Below are 20,155 nucleotides of genomic sequence, written 5' to 3'. Positions count from 1 at the left end.
AGATAAGATTAAACTAAATGACAGACCGTTCGCAGGAAATACGGGAGAAAATGTCAATCGATTTGAGATTTTAGATTTTAGATTTTAGATTTTAGATTTTAGATTTTAGGATTGACCCCACGGATAAATACGTTCGGCAAGTTTCATCGGATACAGGTTTTTTATTTCTGAGTCCTGAGTCTGCTTTCGGAATGAATCCGGGGGCTTGTATCCTGGATGTTTTCGGTCAGGTTATGAGGCACTCTAAAATAGGTTCTGATAGACGATTAATATGAGCTCCGCTGCAATTGCCCCCACTCTTAAAGTCGGGGCGGGCTTGGGTTCATCTCTGGCTTGTATGATAGATGGTTGGTGAACCGGCCCCTACTAAAATTATGGTTAATTTACCGCCCATCATTTAACAGCTTATCCTAACTTTTAACTTTCAACTTTTTTTGCGAAATCGGCAGTTCGATCGCAAACTCTGTTCCCCGGCCAACTTCTGAATGACACTCCAGCTTACCGCGGTGGGTATCTTTAACAATTTGGTAACTAATCGACAAGCCCAAACCAGTGCCACTGCCGATCGGTTTGGTAGTAAAAAATGGATCGAACATCCTTGACTGAACTTCGGGACGGATACCGGGCCCGCTGTCAAAAATCCGCACGCACACTTGATTTTCGCTGCTGACTTCAGTAACAATGCGAATCTGATTAACTTTGCAAGTACAGTTTGCTGATGACTCTTCCATAGCGTCGATCGCATTCACCAGCAAATTCATAAATACTTGGTTTAATTGAGCCGGATAACACTCGACTTTGGGCAGGTTCCCGTAATTTTTAATAACTTGAATCTCCCGACTTTTTGGCTGTGACTGCAATCGGTGCTGCAAAATCACCAAAGCGCTCTCTATCCCTTCATGAATATCTATTACTTTGCGCTCGGTTTCGTCGAGTCTCGAAAAGTTTCTCAAAGACAGCACTATCTGCTTAATTCTGTTAGCACCTTCTTGCATTGAAGCCATGATTTTTGGAAAATCGCCAGCTATAAAATCCACCTCGACTTCTGCCAATTGTTGGGCTATCTCTGGAACAGGTTCGGGATAGTATTGCTGGTAGAGATGGATCAATTTTACCAAATCGCGAGCGTACTGTGCGGCGGGAATAATATTGCCGTAGATGAAACTGATGGGGTTATTAATTTCATGGGCCACTCCCGCTACCATTTGCCCAATACTTGACATTTTTTCTGCTTGAATAAGCTGAGATTGAGCATTTTTTAAGTCTCCCAGAGTTTTTTCTAACTGTTTCGCTTTTTCTCGTTCTCGGTGTTCGCTAAATTGCAAATCTACTTCGGCTTGTTTGCGATCGCTAATATCAATATGCGTGCCCGTCATCCGCAAAGGATTTCCCGAAGCGTCGCGTTCCATCACCTTCGCTTGAGCCAAAATCCACTTCCACTCGCCGGATTTTGTCAGCATCCTAAATTCCACCTCGTAAGTAGGATTTTGGCCTTCCAGGTGAGCATTTAGCGCTGCTTTAGCCGGAGACAAATCCTCTGGATGCACCAGTTGCTCCCAGGATGCGAAACTATTTGCTATTTCCTCTACTTCATATCCCAGCATCATTTTCCACCGCGGGTTAAAATAGACTTCTCCCGTGGCAAGATTCCAATCCCACAAGCCCATGGCACTGCCTTCAAATGCCAGATAAAAACGTTCTTCGCTAATTTGCAAAGCGGCTTCGGCTTGTTTGCGATCGCTAATATCCATCACTGTTCCCAACAGTTTGATTACTTCCCCAGTTTCGCTAAAAACAGCTTCTCCCCTTCCTTCGACGTATATTATTTGACCGCTAGGATGCAAAAATCGAAACTCTCTTTTGTAGGCAATTCCTTGTGAGATAGTTAGGCTGACTGTTTGTTGAAATAATTCTCTGTCGTCGGGATGACACATCTTTACAAGTTGGGCAGATGTCGGTTCAGTTGCGGTTGAGTCCAGACCAAAAATGCGGAATACTTCTTCTGACCAAGTAATTTTATTGGTGACTAAATCAAATTCCCAACTGCCGATATGAGCAATTTTCTGGGCTGCTGCCAGACTAGCTTCGCTTTGTTGAAGTTTAAGTCGCTGTTGTTTATCTTGTTCGAGAAGATTGGCTTGAGCGATCGCAATTCCCATCTGTGCCGCCACAGCGCTCAATAATCTGATCTCATCCTGCGTCCAGTGGCGGGGGCGATCGTACTGATGCAAGCATATCATTCCATTGGCTTTTCCCTGGTAGGAAGTGCGGATGGATATCATCGATTTTAGACCTATTTGACAGCAAATATCTCGGACGTTTTCTAGCAGTGTTTCGGACAAAACATCGTCAGAAACTACAGCTTGGTCTTGGGACAATAAAAACTGAACGTGAGGATTGTCATGTATGGGAATTTCTAAATCTAAAAGCGATTTGGAGGCATTTTTTCTATACTCAGCCACATTAAAAATTCTGGGAATTGGGTCTTCTGTGTAGGTGTGAATCAAGCAGCAATCGGCATGAAAAATTCTACCTATTTGGGCACTCGCTGTTTGAAAAACTCGATCGGGATTTAAGCTGTATCGAATTTCTAGAGTAATTGTTTCTAGCAGAAATCTTTGTTTGATTTGCCGTTCCAAAGCAGCTAAAGCTGTTTTAAGATCGAGTTCTGCTTGTTTGCGATCGCTAATTTCAGTAGCCGTTCCCAAAATTTTCCAAGGTTTGTCGTCGGCTGTTCGGGCAAACACTGTATCCACGCTAACAAACCAGCGATATTCACCATTTTTGTGCTGAATTCGGTACTCAAACTCAAAGCTTTCACCGTCTTTTGCTGCGTCAATCCTGCTCAGGTGTTCTGAGAATCCTGGCAAATCGTCAGGGTGTATTAAGTTAGGAAGAAATCCTCCTGCCATCTGCTGGATTTCTTCAAGGGTGTAGCCAATATCGCTATATATTTCGCGGTTGATATAAAGAGTTCGCTGTTCAATCAAATCGGAAACGTACAAAAGATTAGGATGTGTTTTAATTACTGCCAACAGCCAGCGTTGGCTGTCTCGGAGTTCTGCTTCGATCCGCTTGCGTTCTTCTACTTCTGCTTGCAGCCGCGCATTTTGTGCTAAAATTTGTTTATAAAGACGGCTCAGAAGCAGTTGATTTTCGACGCGGCTCACCACTTCTTCTGTTTGAAATGGTTTACTAATGTAGTCTGCCCCGCCCACCGAAAAAGCTTTGACTTTATCAAAAACTTCATTTAAAGAGCTAATAAAAATCACAGGAATATGTTTGGTTTGCGGACAAGCTTTTAGCTGTTCGCAGACTTGATATCCATCCATACCGGGCATCATGATGTCCAGCAAAATCAAATCTGGTGGACTCGACAGAGCAAAGTTAAGAGCCAATTTGCCATCTCGTGTCGGCCGCACTTTATATCCCCGCTTAGACAAAAGCTGGGATAAAAGCCGCAAGCTTTCTGGATGGTCGTCCACCATTAAAATATTTTGTTGTAAGACAGTGTTTTGAAGTCTAAGTGTTTCTAATTTTGGATTTTTATTGTCAGTTGTATTCACAGCAGACCCTCAAACTATTCAAGTTGTATATGTGGAATTTTTTTTTAAGTCATTAACCGCTTGTAGCTAACACTCTCAGATAAACCAGCACAACTATTGGCTCTCTAGCACACTCCTAAATTATTTGTCATTATATCAAAAGTAATGCTCGTTTAAAAAATTTGGTGGCTCAAATTATCGGAGCCGAGTGAGAAAACAGCCTATATTCCTCAAATCACAGGCTAAGCAAGCAATTTTGATCGAAGGTCAAGCTTTTACTTTTACAATTATTATAACCAGGTTTTGCCTTTCTTTACCGGGGGGTTCTGTATTATGTTTTGTCAGTAGATATCCACACTCGAAAGGTTAATTAAAACAGGCCGAAGGGTGTCAACTTAAGACTAAAATTATTTGTTTTTCTGGTTTGTATCCAAGTCTTGCCGGGAGCATCTCAATGAAAGCAGCCCTCCGCTAGAAATAGGAGTTAGGAGTTAGGAGTCAGAAGCCAGGAGAAAAGAGTCAGAAGTCAGAAGCCAGAATCAGTGTTTTTACAAATATGAGATGCTCCCAGTCTTGCCTTCCCTAAATCCCCCTTCTTAAGCAGCGCTAGGGCAGTGCCGGCATAATTGTCAAACAGTATACCTTTACTAATTATCAGCTTAAGTTGACACCAATGGGCCTTGAAAAAATCCTACAATATCTTATATTTTATTGGCGCTGTCGGGCTGATTTATGGTATCTTTGTCTCGGGCTGCAATTCATCGCAAGCGGCGTACACGGCTTTCACGTTATACCAATTAAGAAAAATCCGAGCAATTTCTAAAGCAAGCTGCGGCTTGCCTCGGTCAATCAACCACTGCAAAAAAGGAGTCATCGTTCGCTCGTTGAGCATCCCACCTAATGATAAAACTCCCCACAGGATTTGGTGCAAAAAAGTCATTTGAATCATCATCCTTACTTCCCAACTTGGGTGTTTTTGATAAAACAAAACTCCCATTCTCCCGCGCTGAATTTCTCGGTCAATCATGCCCGGAATTTGCTCTAAACTAAAAGGTGGATGCCAGTGATAGCCCACAGCAGCCGGACATTTAATCAGTTTCAAACCTAATTTTTTCAACCTAACTCCCAACTCTAAATCTTCCCATCCGTACAGTTGAAAGCGAGTGTCAAAAAGTCCAGCAGCCAGCAGCCAGTGGCGGGCGATCGCCACATTTCCCGTAGCAAAATAAGCCGCCGAAAAATCGGTGATTTTGTAAGGTTCTGAGGTAGGATTGTCGAAATTGCAAGTATTAATCACGCTGCCGTAAGTAAAAACAGCATCAGTATCTTTGTAACCCTGTAGCAAAGCATCGGCGTGTGCTTGCAAAAAATGCTCTGTTACCACCAAATCGCTGTCAATAAAAATAATCGTATCGCCCTTAGCATCTTCAACGCCCAAATTCCGGGCCGCCGCCGGGCCCTGGTGAGATTGACAGATCGATCGCACATGAGGCAACAAGTCAGCATTTGCCACCAACCACTCCAGCGTCCCGTCCGTCGATCCGTCGTCCACGACAATTACTTCATACTCTCTGACAATCTCACCGAACTGCTGATTTTCCAAAGCCAGTAGACATTTGGCCAAAATCGGTTTACGATTGTACGTCGGAATCACAACACTAAAAAACACGGCTTTTCCCCATCGCCACAGTTACCGTATCCCACGGTAGCAGATTTTTCGCAGCAACTCCCCAGGGAAATAGCAAAGTTTAACAAAAAAAGAATATATAAATCTGTACTATTTCTGACAAGAATCGACCTCAATTAGGTGCATAATGAAAAGTCGGTTAAACCTCACATTAGGCACCATTCTCAAGAACAGGCAAGATGCCTGTTCCACAAAAATGATATTTTTTTGTGGGGAGTAGGGGTTGGGCCGGAGAGCCCGCCCTGAAAAACTTAGTGACAGTGGTGCAAGATGTCAGTTAAATTCAGGATGTAAATAGCAATGAGTCGCGCTAAAAAAGTTGTGCTAGCATATTCGGGCGGAGTGGATACCTCCGTCTGCATTCCTTACCTCAAAAACGAGTGGGGTGTGGAAGAGGTAATTACTCTGGCTGCGGATTTGGGACAGGGAGATGAATTAGAACCGATCCGCAAAAAAGCTTTAGCATCCGGTGCTTCGGAATCTTTAGTTATTGATGCTACCGAAGAATTTGTCAAAGACTATGCGTTTCCAGCGATTCAAGCTAACGCACTTTACGAAAACCGTTATCCCCTTTCGACTGCCCTGGCTCGCCCGCTGATTGCTAAATTGTTAGTAGAAGCTGCGGAAAAATACGGTGCAGATGCGATCGCCCACGGTTGCACCGGCAAAGGAAACGATCAGGTACGGTTCGATGTGTCGATCGGCGCGCTCAACCCCAAGATTAAAATCTTAGCACCGGCGCGGGAGTGGAAAATGAGCCGCGAGGAAACGATCGCATACGGCGAGAAATGCGGTATTCCGTCGCCAGTGAAAAAGTCTTCGCCTTACAGTATCGATCGCAACTTATTGGGAATGGCAATTGAAGCCGGAATCCTCGAAGATCCTTGGGCGGAACCGCCAGAGGAAGTTTATTTGATGACAAAGGCGATCGAGCAAACTCCCGACACACCCGAATACATAGAAATCGGTTTCGATTGCGGAAATCCTGTCAGTTTAAACGGCAAAAAATTATCACCAGTCGCCTTAATTTCCCAGCTAAACGAAATAGTTGGAAACCACGGAGTCGGCCGGATTGACATGATTGAAAACCGCCTCGTCGGGATTAAATCGCGGGAAATTTACGAAACACCAGCGATTTTAGTTTTGATGCACGCGCACCGAGACTTAGAAAGTTTGACGCTGACAGCAGATGTGACGCGGTACAAGCGAGGCATCGAAGAAACCTACAGCCAAATGATTTATAACGGTCTTTGGTACAATCCTTTGAAAACAGCTTTAGACGCATTTATTCAGGACACGCAAAAGCGAGTCACTGGAACCGTGCGGCTCAAACTGTTCAAAGGAAATGCCACAATTGTCGGCCGCAAATCTGACAATTCTCTGTACAGTTTCGACTTAGCAACCTACGGCGCAGAGGACGAATTCGATCACAAAGCTGCCGAAGGATTTGTCTATGTTTGGGGACTACCAACCCGCATTTGGTCGGAGAAAAATAGAGGTGACAAATAGGAGAAAATTAGGGTTAAAAACCTGATGTTAAGCCGCCGATTCGTGGAATTAAAGTAGGGTGTACATGGCGCACCTTATTTGCCGCAATTGCCCAACCTGTGCCAATTACCTAAGTTAGGAGTTAGTAAGATACAGTAATAATTGGTAATTGGTAATTGGTTGTTTTCCTAATAATTTGTTGAACTGTCTTCAGACAAATTTAGCTTTGAGGCAGGGGTTTAAACCCCTGCCAGATTACTTTCAAACCGAGATTTTCGCCTGCTTTCTACCTTCAGATTACAGCCTCGGATCGACAGGTTCGCTCTCCATCGCTAAAACTCCGAAAACGCACTCGTGAACTTGTCTCAATGGAGCACCCGCCACAAATCTCTCCAATGCTTCTACACCGAGAGCAAACTCTCGCAACGCCAAAGAACGCTTGCTGGAAAGTCCGCGCGATCGCAGTTTTTCTAAATGTTCCGGCAAAGAATATTCCAGACCGTAAATAATTCGCAAATACTCTTTACCGCGACATTTTACCGCAGGCTGTACGAGTCCTTTGCTATTTTTCACAATAAAATCCATTGGTTTAACAACCATTCCTTCGCCTCCCGCCGCCGTCAGTTTTTCCCACCATTGAATCCCTGCGAATCTGCTGTCAAAATCGGCAATTTCAACGATTTTGTATTCAGTAGCTAACAGCAATTCCGGGTCAGCTTTACAAAATTGTGAAATCTCTTCCATGTGCCAGCAGTGATTTTTGTCAGTGTGAACTGTTCCCTCAGTTGCCAAGATGTGAAAAGGTGCTAATTTGAGGTCGGAGAGCGATTTCACTGGCCAGCAGTAGCGCTGATAGGCATGAACATAGCGATCGGCTAGTTCGGCTCGCTCTTGGTAGCGAGTTAGCAAAGAACTAACTTCAACTCCCCGCTGGCTTGCCTGTTCTAAGTTTTTAATCGCATCCGCAAATGCACTATTAGAAGCTGTTCCTACAGCAGCGTATTGTTTTTGCAATAATTCTTGAGCTTTGGCAGACCAAGGCATCAATTCGCAGTCCAAACAAACCCAGTCAGTTTGAAATCTATCCCAAAAATTGCTAGCAGTTAAAGCAGTATTTATTCTGACCAAAAAATCGGTTTGTAAAGTAGAATTATTGAAGAAATGCCGTCCAGTGCGGGTGTAGCAAATGCCAATGCTACTGTTGAGAATTCCGAATCGCAGTTTAGCAGCAGATTCATCGCGGCAAACAATAACAACTGCACGGGAACCCATGTGCTTTTCTTCGCACACAACTGTCGATATCCCCTGCTGTTGGTAGTAGGTAAATGCTTCGGCTGGATGTTCTAAAAGTCCTGGTTCGTTGGAGGTAGCAGCGGGAGACATTGTGGGGGGCAAATAAATCAGCCATTTGGGATTTGCTGCAAACCGACTCATTACTTCTAGGGCTGCGATCGCATTTTCTTCTTTAATCGTAATGTTCCTTTGCAGGCGAGTTGAAATGATGCGTTTTCCGAGTACGTCGGCAATGTCTAATACGTCATCAAACTGCTGTTGGGCGGTGAGACTTACTTCCGCCAAACCGCTATCGATCGCGGGTGAATTAATGTCTCTATTGTTAAGTGGAGTTGGGCTGTCTTGAAAGAGGATCGGTTTGGCAGGTTCGCAGTAAATTCTAGCAGCAGGAACGCTGACAAATTCTCTTTCGGGATACCGCAAAGCTGTTAGTTTGCCTCCGAAAACGCAGCCGGTGTCAATATCAACAGTATTGTTAAACCATTCTGTTTCTGGAACGGGGGTGTGTCCGTAAACAACCGCTGCCTGACCTCGATATTCGGCGGCCCAATTGTAGCGGACGGGCAAGCCGAATTCATCGATTTCGCCAGTTGTTTCTCCGTACAAGGCGAAATCTCGAATGCGGCGCGATGCGCGTCCCTGAAATTCAGCTTTCATCCCGGCGTGGGCGACGACTAATTTTCCGCCATCGAGGACGTAATGGCCGATTAAACTGTCTAGAAATTGGCGGATTTCTGTTTCAGCAGATTCGCGAAATTCGTCTGGCAAAGCTGCTATTTCTGCTAAGGTTTGTTCGAGTCCGTGGTTGATTTTGACATTTTTGCCGTTGAGTTTTCGCAGCAGTTTGATGTCGTGATTTCCAGCTACGCACAAAGCTGTTTCTGCGAGTACCATGTTTCGCACGAGTTTGAGGGTGTCGAGAATGCGCGGGCCCCGATCGACCAAATCGCCCAAAAACACCGCTTTGCGCCCTTCTGGGTGCGCGTAGGTAGGAAAATTCCAAAAAGCAGATTCGGCGGTTTTTTCAACAATTTGATAGCCCAACTGTTGCAGCAATTGTTCCAATTCGTCGCAGCAGCCGTGAACGTCGCCGATAATGTCAAAAGGGCCGCGATCGTGTTTGCGGTTGTTCCACAGCGGTTGTCTCTCGACTTCCACCGCCTCGATTTCCTCTGGGGAACGGAGGACGTAAACGTAGCGAAATCCTTCCCTATCTAGAGATTTGAGCGATCGCTTTAAATTCTGAACGTGGCGGCGAATCACATGATTTCCAAAATTGCGGTTTGCACGTTGTTGATTGCGATCGCCACACAATTTTTCTGGTAAATCTAGCACAATAGCAACCAAAAAGCAATGGTATTTTCGGGCTAATTCCACCAAAGGTTTGCGGCTTTCCGGCTGAACGTTTGTGGCATCAATCACAGTTAGCTTACCTGCAGCCAGACGTTTAGCAGCGATTAAATGCAATACTTCAAAAGCATCAGCGGTGGCGGCTTGATTGTTTTCGTCGTCGGAAACCAAGCCGCGGCAGTAATCCGATGAAATGATTTCTGTAGGTAGGAAGTGCTGCCGCGCAAAGGTGGATTTGCCGGAACCAGATGCACCGATGAGAACGACTAGGGATAGTTCTGGAAGCGTAATTTTCATTATTTAATAATATAGATTTTTTACTTGTTTACTCGTTTTACTCGTTACCAGGAATATCCTGGGAACCAGTTAATAGATTTTTACTCGTTTACTCGTTACCAGGAATATCCTGGGAACCAGTTAATAGATTTTACATCTCGAAAATAGCCATTTGCGTAGGCGAACCTACTTCTAAATCTTCAGTTCCCACACAACGAAACTCTACCCCACAGGCAAACCGTTCGGCAACCCCATTCGCCCAAGTTTGAAACTCTGCCCTCGTCCACTCAAAGCGGTGATCCCGGTGGCGGAATTTGCCCGCAGGCAAGTTTTCAAACCGAACATTATATTCAATATTTGGAGTTGTGACGATCGCACTTTTGGGTCGGATAAATTCAAACAAAACCCGCTCAAAAGCAGCTAACCGTTCTAAATCGAGATGTTCGATTACTTCAATCACCGCCGCCGCATCAAAACCAGCCAAACGGCTGTCCCGATAAATCAGCGAACTTTGGATTAGTTGAATCCGAGATTGTTTTGCCGGAGACAATCGATCGATCTGCAAACGTTCTCTGGCAATTTCCAATGCCCGAAAGGACACATCGACGCCTGTAATTTGTTCGATCGAGCTTTCTTTCAAAAGCAATTGCAGCAGTTTTCCCTCACCGCAGCCCAAATCTACCACTCGCTTAGCACCTCTTGCTTTTAAAACCTCCGTCACAGCTTCCAAACGCTGTTGATTCAAGCTAATTCGCTGTTCTAAAACTTCCTCTTCTTGCTGGTGAGAAACTTCGAGATCCTCCGGGTCAATATTATCTGATTCTGCTAACTGCGCTACAGCAATTCGCGTCAGACGGCGCTGGCGTTTCAGATAGCGGTTGGCAATTTGTTCGCGGGCGGGATGCGCGTTCAACCAACCTTCGCCGTGATGCAATAACTTCTCGATTTCATCATCGCCCACCCAGTAATGTTTGTCGTCATCCAACACGGGAATTAGCACGTAAAGATGGCTTAACAAATCCGCCAAACGAACTGTATTTTGCAGTTCCACAGAAAAGTAAGGACTCGCGCCCCACTCGGGAAATTGCTCGTCAAGAATCAGGGGTTTTGCTGCGACTTGATACCCCAGCGGCTCAAACATTTGCCGCAGGAACTTCTCGCCACCGCGACAGGGCAAAACCGACAGATTAACTGTTAGAGGAATGGGGGTTTCTGCGAGTTCCGGGCGGTCTTTGCAGCGACCGGATAGAGCTGTACTAAAGACCTTGGCGAGGGCGACAGACAGAAACGAAGACGCAACGTAGGGGCGATCGTTCACGTATTGGTCGAGAGGGCGATCGCCTGATTTCGACTTGCCCCGCACCAAACCAACCGGATCGACATCTAAGAGTAAAGCTGCCGTGCACCTTTCTGCATTTGCCTCTGGATAAAACACGCTGGCTTGCCCGAAAGTCATCGGAAAGGATTGATGGCGATCGGGATGTTTGTGCAGCAAATAACCTAAATCTGTAGCAGGGACGCGAGTTGTGGAAATAGTTAATAACACAGGACTTACGCAGGCAGACTTTATATATAGCTATCCTAAATCATTTGTGAATTTCTTACTCCCTCCCCTTCGTAAGGGGAGGGTTGGGGTGGGGTCAAAAAATTTACGCCTCATTTAGGATTGCTATAGTGTACAAAAAATCGCGAGAGGACTTACGCACAGCCTCAATATACGGTGCTGACGGGGTGACAAGCAAGTTGAAAGACTTGATAGGCAAGGTTTTGAGTTTATAGATCTCAAAAAAGATGCTCGCGGACGATCGTCAATGAAAGAGGGTGCGTATCGTAGAGAATGAGGTGCAAGGGCGATCGCTGCCCAGGATCGTTATCAATAAGCTTGTCAAGAAACCATCATCTTTTTCTAGGTCAATCCGCATCAACGATTTACCGATCGAGGTAAAAGAGGCGCTATCACCCCGTCAGGAAATTTCTAGTTTTATTATTATTAAAATCGGTGTATAATTATTAAAATCGGTAAATAACCTGAAAAGTTTCAGTCTCATCACTCACCTCGGGGTTTTATACTGAAAAAGTCAGTCTAATTAATAGTTAGATATCAGCATATTTGAAGCATAAGATAAGGATAAAATTTGCTATGTCTGAAGTATGTTTTAATGTCAGTGGTCATAAGATACAATTAATTCTAAGCCTGTCGGGAAAACAAAGTATTGTTCATGATAACAAAACAATTTCCGAAAAAGGCAGCTCTCTTACTCCCACCTCTAAACACTATTTTAAAGTCAGTGAAGATGGAAAAATGTCAAGCTATGAAGTGGTTTTTAAAGCCAAGTTTTCGGGTGTAGTAGAATATAGTGTTCAACGAAATAATGTACTGGTTAAAAAGGGTACATTAAGTACATTCACACCCGGACTAATGAGGATATCCTTTTTTTCCATTGGTCTGGCTCTGTTCTTAAATACAATATCTTTAATTTTTATTCCACAATTTAGAGAAGTTTTCCTTCAGTCGCTTTTAAATTATATTGATGTCGGAATAAATTTTCTATTTTCTATTGCTTTTTTGGGATTGGGAATCTCCTTAAAGAGACTTCTTTTAAGAAACTTGCGCTTTGTCACCACAGTGCTCTGGATTCGTGTAGGTATAATGATTTTCGGCTCCTTATCACTTATTTTCCGCTACCTACAAGAAGGAATTATTTTGAGTAACATTTGGGTTATTGCTCTTAGGCTTGGATATATCTGGCTGTTTTGGTTTCTTTTGAACAATTGTGAGGCGCTAGCTCAAGAATTTAAGTCCCAATCTTCCTAATGTGAGAGTTATCCGGCGATCGTCAAAGTAGGAGATAAAGTAAGCAGTGCCAGCCTTCTCAAAGTCCGAGGGATCGATTTGCGTCATCAAGGGCGATAGTAATAATTGGTAATTGGTAATTGGTAATTAATAATTGGTTGTTGATTATTTTTTTTATTTATTTCAGAGTTTCTCCTTCTTCCTTTTTGCTGCTTATCGCTAAGATTTCTGTTTATCCACACTTCCCAAATCCAACTTAGCGCGCAACTCCTCCTTAATCCGATTTAAAATAGAATCCTCATCCAAAGAAGACAAAATCTTGCTCACCACAGCCTTTGGCCCGTCATCTCCCCAAGAAGCACCATTAGCCAAATAAGCCTTAGTAACTTGACCGATTCCGTAGGAAGAAACCCCCGCGATCGCAGCTTGCGTCACCGCCACAGACAAATAAGGCCCTAAAGCCAAACCCCCCGTCGCCGGCGTCGCCAAACCCAACAATCCTTTCAACGAGCTCAAACCAAAATTAGCCACCAATTCGCCCGCAGTAATTCCCCCCATACTAATCGCAATCTTTTGCAGCAATTCCACCGCGCCCGCTTCCGTCATCGCAATGCCGTAAACTTTAGATAAAGTTAATATCATCACCACATCAATTACCGCACCGCTAACAATATCAACTACAGTAATTGGATTGAGTGCGATCGCCACCGATTTCGTCATTACCCCGTTCCAGATAATTCGATTAGCCGCCTCATCTCGAATCTCCATTTTTCGCTGCACCAACTGCTCGTTAATATCCCCCGCACACAGCATCGTATTCAGCGCGACCAAAGATTTGCCTTCTCGGTCTAAAATCTCCAAAATCTTTAATTTTAAATCTTGCACTTGTGGCAAACTGCGAGTCATTTGCACGCCCATACTGCCGTCGGGACGGCGCACCGCCCTCGCCGTCAAAGGCGAAGCCGCCGCCATCACAATTTCATCGGGAGACAACAATTCTCTGACGCGCTCGTCTCGAATTTTATGATAAATTGCCAGCCTGTCTGCATCGGGATACTGGTCAATTTTATTAAACACTAATAACATCGGTTTTCCGGCTTCCCGCAACTGCGAAAGTGCTGCGTATTCCACCTTCGTAATGTCGCCAGCCACCACAAACAAAATCAAATCTGCTTGTTGAGCAACGCGGCGGGCTAAAAGTTCGCGAGTTTCGCCGTCAACTTCATCTATTCCCGGAGTATCGACTAATTCAACTTGGGACAAACGATAAATAACTGGCGAAAATCTATCGGGCAAATTCCGATCCATTCCCTCTCCGACATCCCACTGCCCGATAGTGGTGGTGCGAGTCACCCCGTGAGTCGGGCCAGTTTCAAACACATTTTGACCCAAAAGCGCGTTCAAAACCGAAGATTTTCCCCTTCCCACCATGCCAAACACGGCTATTTGCACGCAAGCGCGCTCTAGCTTGTCGAGCATTTTCTCCAACCCGCCAATTTCCGGTTCCAGTCCAGTTCGCTCTTGAACTGTCAAGTCGAGATTTTCTACGATATCTCGCAGAGCATCTTTAGCGTGGCGCAGGTTGAGTTCTGCCTGAATGTCTGCGAAGCTTAAAATTGTGTCATCTAATTCGCGATCGACATTGGAAAAATCGGAGGCTTCAGTCATTGTTACCTTATCTTATAGCTTTGCTTCACTTAAAGTTTCAACCGATATGATGCCATTCTAGCTTTTTCCGTCTGCTTTGTACATTCTCTCGGATTTATCCAACTCTAACTCTCGGATTTACTCAAGCCTGACTCTCGGATTTACTCAAGCCTGACTCTCGGATTTACTCAAGCCTGACTCAGCCAACAGTTCTCGCATTCACCCGCAAGCCAGCCGGGGATTTAAATCCCCGTCTTATAGCAAAAGTCGGTTAAAACCGACTGCCAACCTAAATTAGATTGTGACAAATTTCAGTCCTCTTTGAGAGGACTTTCGCTATGAGACAGGGGTTTTTAACCCCTGTCGGACTGTCCGACAGACCAATAAGCCGATTTACCCAATTTCAACTCATTTACAACAATGATTAACCGCCTCCAAATAATAGCCAGTTATCCATTTCCTTTACGTGTAATAATTTTCCTATTAATCTTGCTAGCAATTTGGCTGCCGCTAGCCGCACCAATTTATCTCTTAGTTAAAGATAGTAACCTCGCAACTATTCTGACAATGGGATTGTTGTTTGCAGAGTTTTTGTTCCTCGTGCCGCGCTGGGGAAAACAGGTTTACGGACAAACCCAATTACTCAAAAGTTACGGTTTAATCAATACGCGAAAAAACGGTTTTGAGCTTTTAATCGGATTGGCGATCGGGCTTTTGCTCACTTTCAGCTTATTTGCGGTGCAAGGGCTGTTCGGCTTAGTCGCGTGGCAAAATTCTGATAATTTGCCGAGAATCATCGCCGAAGGGCTGTTAAGCGCCCTGGGAGTAGGTTTTGCCGAGGAGTTGGTATTCCGGGGTTGGTTGCTGGACGAGTTGCAGCGGGATTACAATTATAAAATATCTCTGTGGGCGAATAGCCTGGTGTTTGCCCTATCTCATTTTCTCAAACCCGTTGCCGCCATGCTGCGGAGTTGGCCTCAGTTTCCGGGGTTGTTGTTGCTGGGTTTGATTCTGGTTTGGGGAAAAAGATCCCGCCACAATCGCCTCGGTTTGTCGATCGGGCTTCATGCAGGTTTAGTCTGGGGATATTACATGATTAACATCGGGCAGTTAGTGCGATATTCGGCATCGGTTCCCGATTGGGTGACAGGAGTTAACGGCAATCCGCTAGCTGGGGCGGTGGGGCTGTTGTTTTTGAGTGTCTTGGCTGTGGGAATGCGAAAAATGTCCGAACATTCCAAAGGTTTGTACTAGGAACGAAGAGTCCTTATTTTTCCAAATTTTTAGGACTAAACTCCTCACTACAAATCAACTTATTCAGAAATTTATAAATGTATGAAACTCACCATCTTTGCCACTGCTACCCTGTTAATTTATACAGGTATTTCAGCTCCTGCAAAAGCAGAAAATACTCCACAATTGCAGCCAGCGCGAGAACAAATTCTCAATGCTTGCGTGCAGAGTCAAGCCGAAACCCTGCCCAATCCTTTTACGGATGTACCTTCCGATCACTGGGCTTACAAAGCTGTTTTGACAATGTATTATTGCGGGGCTTACCGAGAAGCGACGCCACCTGCTTTAATTAAAGAATTACTGGAATCGGGAGATACTACTAGAGAAACTTGGCCTCCCCCATTACCTTTTCCCAATTTCCCATTACAGCGATTCCCCCTGATTAATTAAAGAATTAGTGGAATCGGGATATCTTACGAGAGAAAGTTTGCATTCCCGATTCCCTTTTCCGCATTTCCCATTCCCAAGATTTTAAAACTGAGCCCGAACCGTAAACGAATAATCGCCACCTGGTTCTAATTGATAATCCCATTTTTCCAGGAAACGGTGCAGCGGTTCCTGAATCAATGCCCTACCCTGAGAAGGCTCAAGTATCAGTGTTTTTTCTGCGGTGAAACGCCACTGAAACTGCCACTCAAAACTGCCGGCAGTGACTTCACCCTCTATCGTGCCTTTTTGCCAAGATTGGCCAGTAACCCGGACATATGCAGTTGTTTCAGGCAAACGTCTCGAACTCACCTTTTTGTTTCCGCGTTTGTTTCTGCAATTGTGCGACTATTGTAAAGGCTCATGGCTTTTTCTACTCCCTGGTGCAGACTTAGTTCCACAGCTTCTACAACCAGTTTAAGCACTTTCTCTACTAACTGACTTTCCTCTGAGGAAAACTTTCCTAACACGAAGGAAATTGTATCTTTCTCATTTTTAGCAGCATCGTTTTGAGGTTTGCCGATGCCAATCCGCAAGCGGGGAAATTTGTCTGTGCCCAAATGAGAAATTGTCGATTTCATGCCGTTGTGTCCGCCGGCAGAACCGGCAAGCCGCATTCTCAATTTCCCGATCGGCAAATCCATATCATCGTATACTATTAACACCGACTCCGCAGGTATTTTGTACCAATCCGTCGCCGCCCGAATCGCTTGACCCGACAGATTCATGTAAGTAAGCGGTTTCAGCAAGCGGATTTTCTGTCCCCGCGGCCGGTTTCCCTCGCCAAATATGCCTTGAAATTTGCGATTTTCCGACAGGGAAATTTGCCAAGATTTAGCCAAGGCATCTACAGCATTAAAGCCTATATTGTGTCGGGTGCGATCGTATTTAGGTTCGGGATTTCCCAACCCAACTATTAGCTGGGGAATCACTAACTCCGCTGGTGTTTCCGACTTCTGAGTGTTGTTCATTTAACTGCCTGTGCTATCTTCCTTGGGAGTAGCCGCCGCGAGTTTTTCAGTTTCCGGTTTGCTGCTAGTTGCTACTGCTTCTTCTAACTGCTTGGCTTCCCGCGTGAACTCCGATTCAAAATCCCGCGAAGCGTCTTGAAAGCCCCGAATTGCTTTCCCCATACTCCGACCGATTTCAGGTAATTTTTTCGGGCCAAATACCAATAGGGCGATCGTAAAAATAACTGCCATTTCCGGCAAACCAATGCCAAAAATATTCATGGTTTTTCTCCTGCAATTTGTTTAGTTACTTCTTGTTTATTTATGGCAAAAGTAATCGTAAAGGGTAAGGAAAAACGGGAAAACTTAGCTTTTACCCTTTCTCCTCAACCCTCAGCTTTTACTTTTAGCCTTACTGTTTTGCGATCATTTTTTAGCGGCCGAGACTCGACCAATCCATATCCACACTCTCCAGAATCAGAGAAGAGTTGTAGATTTGCAAAATAATCAACAAGAACACGAAAAACAGTCCAATGAACACGCTCATCAACAGCGTGGTTCCCCAGCCGGGGGCTACCTTGCCGTATTCCGAGTTAAGGGGTTTGAGTATATCTCCTAACCAAGTCCGTTGTGCCATAAGTCACCTGCAATGAATCTCTACAGAAAAGTTTGACATATTTCTACCGCTAATTGCGATCGCAATTTCTCAGAAATGCAGCAGGGGGACTCGGAAAACGGGGAGTGGGGGTTGACTGCCATACCGTACAGCGCCTAAAATCACTAGACTTCTCAGACGGATTGTTATTTTTTGTAATATTATAGAGTGGTGCACTCATAATCGATCAAAAATATGGAACCTGCAGCAGTTCTAGGCATTTCACTGGGCGTGTGCCTGGTGGCAATCACCGGATTCTCGATCTACACCGCTTTCGGTCCCCCTTCTAAGGAATTGAGAGATCCTTTTGAAGAACACGAAGACTAAAGAAGAAGGAAGCCACAACACGGATTCGGACACGGATACACGGATGAATTTAAGTGTGTTTCCAGATATCTCCTATTCTCTGTCTCTCCCTCTCTCCCTGGTAGATATTCTTCTAAGGGCGGGAAGGGAGTGATGCTGTGGGGCGATCGCCTGTCGCCTTCTGGTCAATGGTATATTTTTCAGAAATACAGTAAATCTCTATTCCATTTAAGCTAAAAATTATCAAGTTTCAGGGAAAAGCAGAATGGGCAATACCTTTGGGCATCTATTTCGGATATCGACATTTGGGGAATCTCACGGCGGCGGTGTGGGAGTAGTAATTGACGGTTGCCCGCCCCTAGTGTCGATCGACGCATCGGAAATTCAAGCCGAACTCGATCGCCGCCGCCCCGGCCAAAGCAAAATTACCACGCCCCGCAAAGAAGCAGATACCTGCGAAATTCTGTCGGGAGTGTTTGAAGGCAAAACTTTGGGAACGCCGATCGCAATTTTAGTCCGCAATCAAGACACTCGCCCCCAAGATTACGGCGAAATGGCGACAACTTACCGCCCTTCTCACGCTGACGCTACCTACGATGCCAAGTACGGAATTCGTAACTGGCAAGGCGGAGGTCGCAGTTCGGCGAGGGAGACAATAGGTAGAGTAGCAGCAGGGGCGATCGCTAAAAAAATTCTCTCTCAAGCAGCAGGAGTCGAAATAGTCGGCTACGTCAAACGCATCAAAGACTTAGAATGTGTCGCCGACCCCGACACTGTTACCTTAGAACAAATAGAAAGCAACATCGTCCGCTGTCCAGATGCCGAATGCGCCGAAAGAATGATTGAACTGATCGAAAAAGTTCGCGACAGCGGAGATTCGATCGGCGGTGTAGTCGAATGCGTCGCCCGCAACGTACCCAAAGGGCTGGGAATGCCCGTATTCGACAAACTCGAAGCCGACTTGGCCAAAGCCATCATGTCCTTGCCCGCCAGCAAAGGCTTTGAAATTGGTTCGGGCTTTGCCGGGACTCTGCTCAAGGGCAGCGAACATAATGATGAATACTATACTGATGATAAGGGTGTAATTCGTACAGTGACGAATCGCTCTGGCGGAATTCAGGGTGGGATTGCTAACGGCGAAAATATCATTTTGCGGGCGGCCTTCAAGCCGACTGCGACAATTCGCCAGCAGCAGCGCACCGTTACCCGAGAAGGCGAAGAAACGCTGCTGGCTGCCAAGGGACGGCACGACCCTTGCGTGTTGCCAAGAGCTGTGCCAATGGTGGAAGCGATGGTAGCTTTAGTGTTGTGCGATCATCTGCTGCGCCATCACGGACAATGTGGAACCTTAAAGCCTGAATTTTAAAATGGAAATCAGCTTGTCCTCTGTAGCGGCAACTCCCCTTGATTGCCCTCAACCCTCCGAATCAATAAAAGGTATAGATGATTTTGTAGTACAGTTCTGGGGCGTCCGGGGCAGTGTTCCGACACCCGGACAGGAAACTGTTCGCTACGGCGGCAATACTTCTTGTTTGGAAATGCGAGTCGCTGGCAAACGCTTGATTTTTGACGGCGGAACAGGCTTGCGGATGCTGGGAGACCAGTTGGTGCAAGAAATGCCCGTGCAAGCTTATATGTTTTTTACTCACTATCACTGGGATCACATTCAAGGTTTCCCGCTGTTCGCCCCAGCTTTCATCCGCGGCAATAGCTTTGATATTTACGGGGCGACTCCGCCGGATGGAGATTGCATGAAAAGGCACTTCGTCGAACGGGTGCTCCACTCGAATTCGCCGGTGCCGCTGATGGGTTTGCAGGCAGATTTGAATTTTTACGAACTCAATCACAACCAGACGATGATGCTGGACGATATTGAGATTAGGACGGGTTCTCTGAATCACCCCAATACTGCTATGGGATATCGGGTGAGTTGGCAGGGACGATCTGTTGTTTACTGTTCGGATACCGAACATTTTCCCGATCGGCTAGATGAGAATGTTTACAATTTAGCCCTCGACGCTGATGTGCTGATTTACGACGCGATGTACACAGACGAGGAATATCACAACCCCAAGTCTCCGAAGGTGGGTTGGGGACACTCGACTTGGCAGGAGGCGGTGAGAATGGCTAAGGAGGCGCGGGTGAAACGAGTGGTGATTTTTCACCACGATCCGGCTCACACTGACGATTTTCTCGATCGCATCGCCGAAGATGTGCAAATCGCTTTTCCCAAGGCTGTCATGGCCCGCGAGGGTCTTATTTTGCCGATCGGCTTCTGAACATTCGCTTCTGACGCTCGATCGAACCACCAACCGATCGAACCGTAATTGTTATGTAAATATGTGGATCTGGTCTCCCCCCCCGATCCACAATTTTTTTTAATTTGCAGCAAACTCTTAACTGCATGGTATAATTTTTGCTTGTTAAGTTTTTAGGCAGAGTATT

At 45.4% G+C, this 20,155-nt stretch carries 17 protein-coding genes; 8 read left to right on the top strand and 9 right to left on the bottom strand.

The window, feature by feature from the left end; all coding sequences use genetic code 11:
• Positions 1-410 precede the first annotated feature (410 nt).
• Positions 411-3,566 carry a PAS domain-containing protein gene (locus OSC7112_RS11255; RefSeq protein ID WP_015176019.1) on the bottom strand — a complete coding sequence of 1,052 codons (3,156 nt, stop codon included), beginning with the start codon at positions 3,564-3,566 and terminating at the stop codon, positions 411-413.
• A gap of 709 nt (positions 3,567-4,275) precedes the next feature.
• The gene (locus OSC7112_RS11250) at positions 4,276-5,214 is read right to left on the bottom strand and encodes a glycosyltransferase family 2 protein (protein WP_015176018.1); all 939 of its coding nucleotides are present in this window, start codon (positions 5,212-5,214) and stop codon (positions 4,276-4,278) included.
• A 318-nt stretch (positions 5,215-5,532) separates the two neighbouring features.
• Here OSC7112_RS11250 and OSC7112_RS11245 point away from each other — a divergent pair, with 318 nt between their 5' ends.
• Positions 5,533-6,741 (top strand): argininosuccinate synthase, encoded by a 1,209-nt coding sequence (locus tag OSC7112_RS11245; protein ID WP_015176017.1) that lies wholly within the window; start codon positions 5,533-5,535, stop codon positions 6,739-6,741.
• Positions 6,742-7,017: 276 nt separating this feature from the next.
• Here OSC7112_RS11245 and OSC7112_RS11240 read toward each other — a convergent pair whose 3' ends face one another.
• Together OSC7112_RS11240 and OSC7112_RS11235 are read right to left on the bottom strand one after the other, a co-directional pair.
• Positions 7,018-9,660, bottom strand: coding sequence for a polynucleotide kinase-phosphatase (locus tag OSC7112_RS11240; RefSeq protein WP_015176016.1), 2,643 nt, complete (start codon positions 9,658-9,660; stop codon positions 7,018-7,020).
• A 130-nt stretch (positions 9,661-9,790) separates the two neighbouring features.
• Positions 9,791-11,185, bottom strand: coding sequence for a 3' terminal RNA ribose 2'-O-methyltransferase Hen1 (locus OSC7112_RS11235; RefSeq protein WP_015176015.1), 1,395 nt, complete (start codon positions 11,183-11,185; stop codon positions 9,791-9,793).
• A gap of 275 nt (positions 11,186-11,460) precedes the next feature.
• On the opposite strand from OSC7112_RS11235, the gene OSC7112_RS39590 reads away from it, so the two are divergent.
• Positions 11,461-11,646 carry a hypothetical protein gene (locus tag OSC7112_RS39590; protein WP_190274366.1) on the top strand — a complete coding sequence of 62 codons (186 nt, stop codon included), beginning with the start codon at positions 11,461-11,463 and terminating at the stop codon, positions 11,644-11,646.
• A 133-nt stretch (positions 11,647-11,779) separates the two neighbouring features.
• Positions 11,780-12,454: a hypothetical protein gene (locus OSC7112_RS11230; protein ID WP_015176014.1), complete on the top strand. Its 675-nt coding sequence runs from the start codon at positions 11,780-11,782 to the stop codon at positions 12,452-12,454.
• A 198-nt stretch (positions 12,455-12,652) separates the two neighbouring features.
• On the opposite strand, the gene OSC7112_RS11225 is transcribed toward OSC7112_RS11230, so the two are convergent.
• On the bottom strand, positions 12,653-14,101 hold the full coding sequence (locus OSC7112_RS11225; RefSeq protein ID WP_015176013.1) for a GTP-binding protein: 1,449 nt from the start codon (positions 14,099-14,101) through the stop codon (positions 12,653-12,655).
• Between the two features lie 399 nt (positions 14,102-14,500).
• Here OSC7112_RS11225 and OSC7112_RS11220 point away from each other — a divergent pair, with 399 nt between their 5' ends.
• Both OSC7112_RS11220 and OSC7112_RS11215 read left to right on the top strand, forming a co-directional pair.
• Positions 14,501-15,334, top strand: a complete 834-nt coding sequence (locus OSC7112_RS11220) for a CPBP family intramembrane glutamic endopeptidase (RefSeq protein WP_015176012.1) — start codon at positions 14,501-14,503, stop codon at positions 15,332-15,334.
• Positions 15,335-15,415: 81 nt separating this feature from the next.
• Positions 15,416-15,763, top strand: coding sequence for an S-layer domain-containing protein (locus OSC7112_RS11215; protein WP_015176011.1), 348 nt, complete (start codon positions 15,416-15,418; stop codon positions 15,761-15,763).
• A gap of 81 nt (positions 15,764-15,844) precedes the next feature.
• On the opposite strand, the gene OSC7112_RS11210 is transcribed toward OSC7112_RS11215, so the two are convergent.
• From OSC7112_RS11210 to psbH, 4 genes are all read right to left on the bottom strand, one after another.
• Positions 15,845-16,111 carry a DUF3146 family protein gene (locus OSC7112_RS11210; RefSeq protein ID WP_015176010.1) on the bottom strand — a complete coding sequence of 89 codons (267 nt, stop codon included), beginning with the start codon at positions 16,109-16,111 and terminating at the stop codon, positions 15,845-15,847.
• Entirely contained in the window at positions 16,108-16,770 is a 663-nt protein-coding gene (gene pth, locus OSC7112_RS11205) for an aminoacyl-tRNA hydrolase (protein ID WP_015176009.1), read from the bottom strand. The genes OSC7112_RS11210 and pth overlap by 4 nt, the downstream gene beginning before the upstream one ends.
• On the bottom strand, positions 16,771-17,031 hold the full coding sequence (locus OSC7112_RS11200) for a TatA/E family twin arginine-targeting protein translocase (protein ID WP_015176008.1): 261 nt from the start codon (positions 17,029-17,031) through the stop codon (positions 16,771-16,773). It lies immediately after the preceding gene.
• Between the two features lie 151 nt (positions 17,032-17,182).
• Positions 17,183-17,386 (bottom strand): photosystem II reaction center phosphoprotein PsbH, encoded by a 204-nt coding sequence (psbH, locus tag OSC7112_RS11195; protein WP_015176007.1) that lies wholly within the window; start codon positions 17,384-17,386, stop codon positions 17,183-17,185.
• A 213-nt stretch (positions 17,387-17,599) separates the two neighbouring features.
• On the opposite strand from psbH, the gene psbN reads away from it, so the two are divergent.
• The 3 genes from psbN to OSC7112_RS11180 all read left to right on the top strand — a co-directional run bounded on the left by psbN (position 17,600) and on the right by OSC7112_RS11180 (position 19,989).
• A complete protein-coding gene (gene psbN, locus OSC7112_RS11190; protein ID WP_006633693.1) occupies positions 17,600-17,731 on the top strand; it encodes a photosystem II reaction center protein PsbN in 132 nt (43 codons plus the stop codon).
• Positions 17,732-17,975: 244 nt separating this feature from the next.
• On the top strand, positions 17,976-19,076 hold the full coding sequence (aroC, locus tag OSC7112_RS11185; protein WP_015176006.1) for a chorismate synthase: 1,101 nt from the start codon (positions 17,976-17,978) through the stop codon (positions 19,074-19,076).
• 1 nt (position 19,077) lies between these two features.
• Positions 19,078-19,989: an MBL fold metallo-hydrolase gene (locus tag OSC7112_RS11180; protein WP_015176005.1), complete on the top strand. Its 912-nt coding sequence runs from the start codon at positions 19,078-19,080 to the stop codon at positions 19,987-19,989.
• Positions 19,990-20,155 lie beyond the last annotated feature (166 nt).

The organism is Oscillatoria nigro-viridis PCC 7112 (genome assembly GCF_000317475.1).
GTDB classification, from domain to species: Bacteria; Cyanobacteriota; Cyanobacteriia; order Cyanobacteriales; family Microcoleaceae; genus Microcoleus; species Microcoleus nigroviridis.
This window is presented reverse-complemented; position numbering and strand designations above follow the sequence as displayed.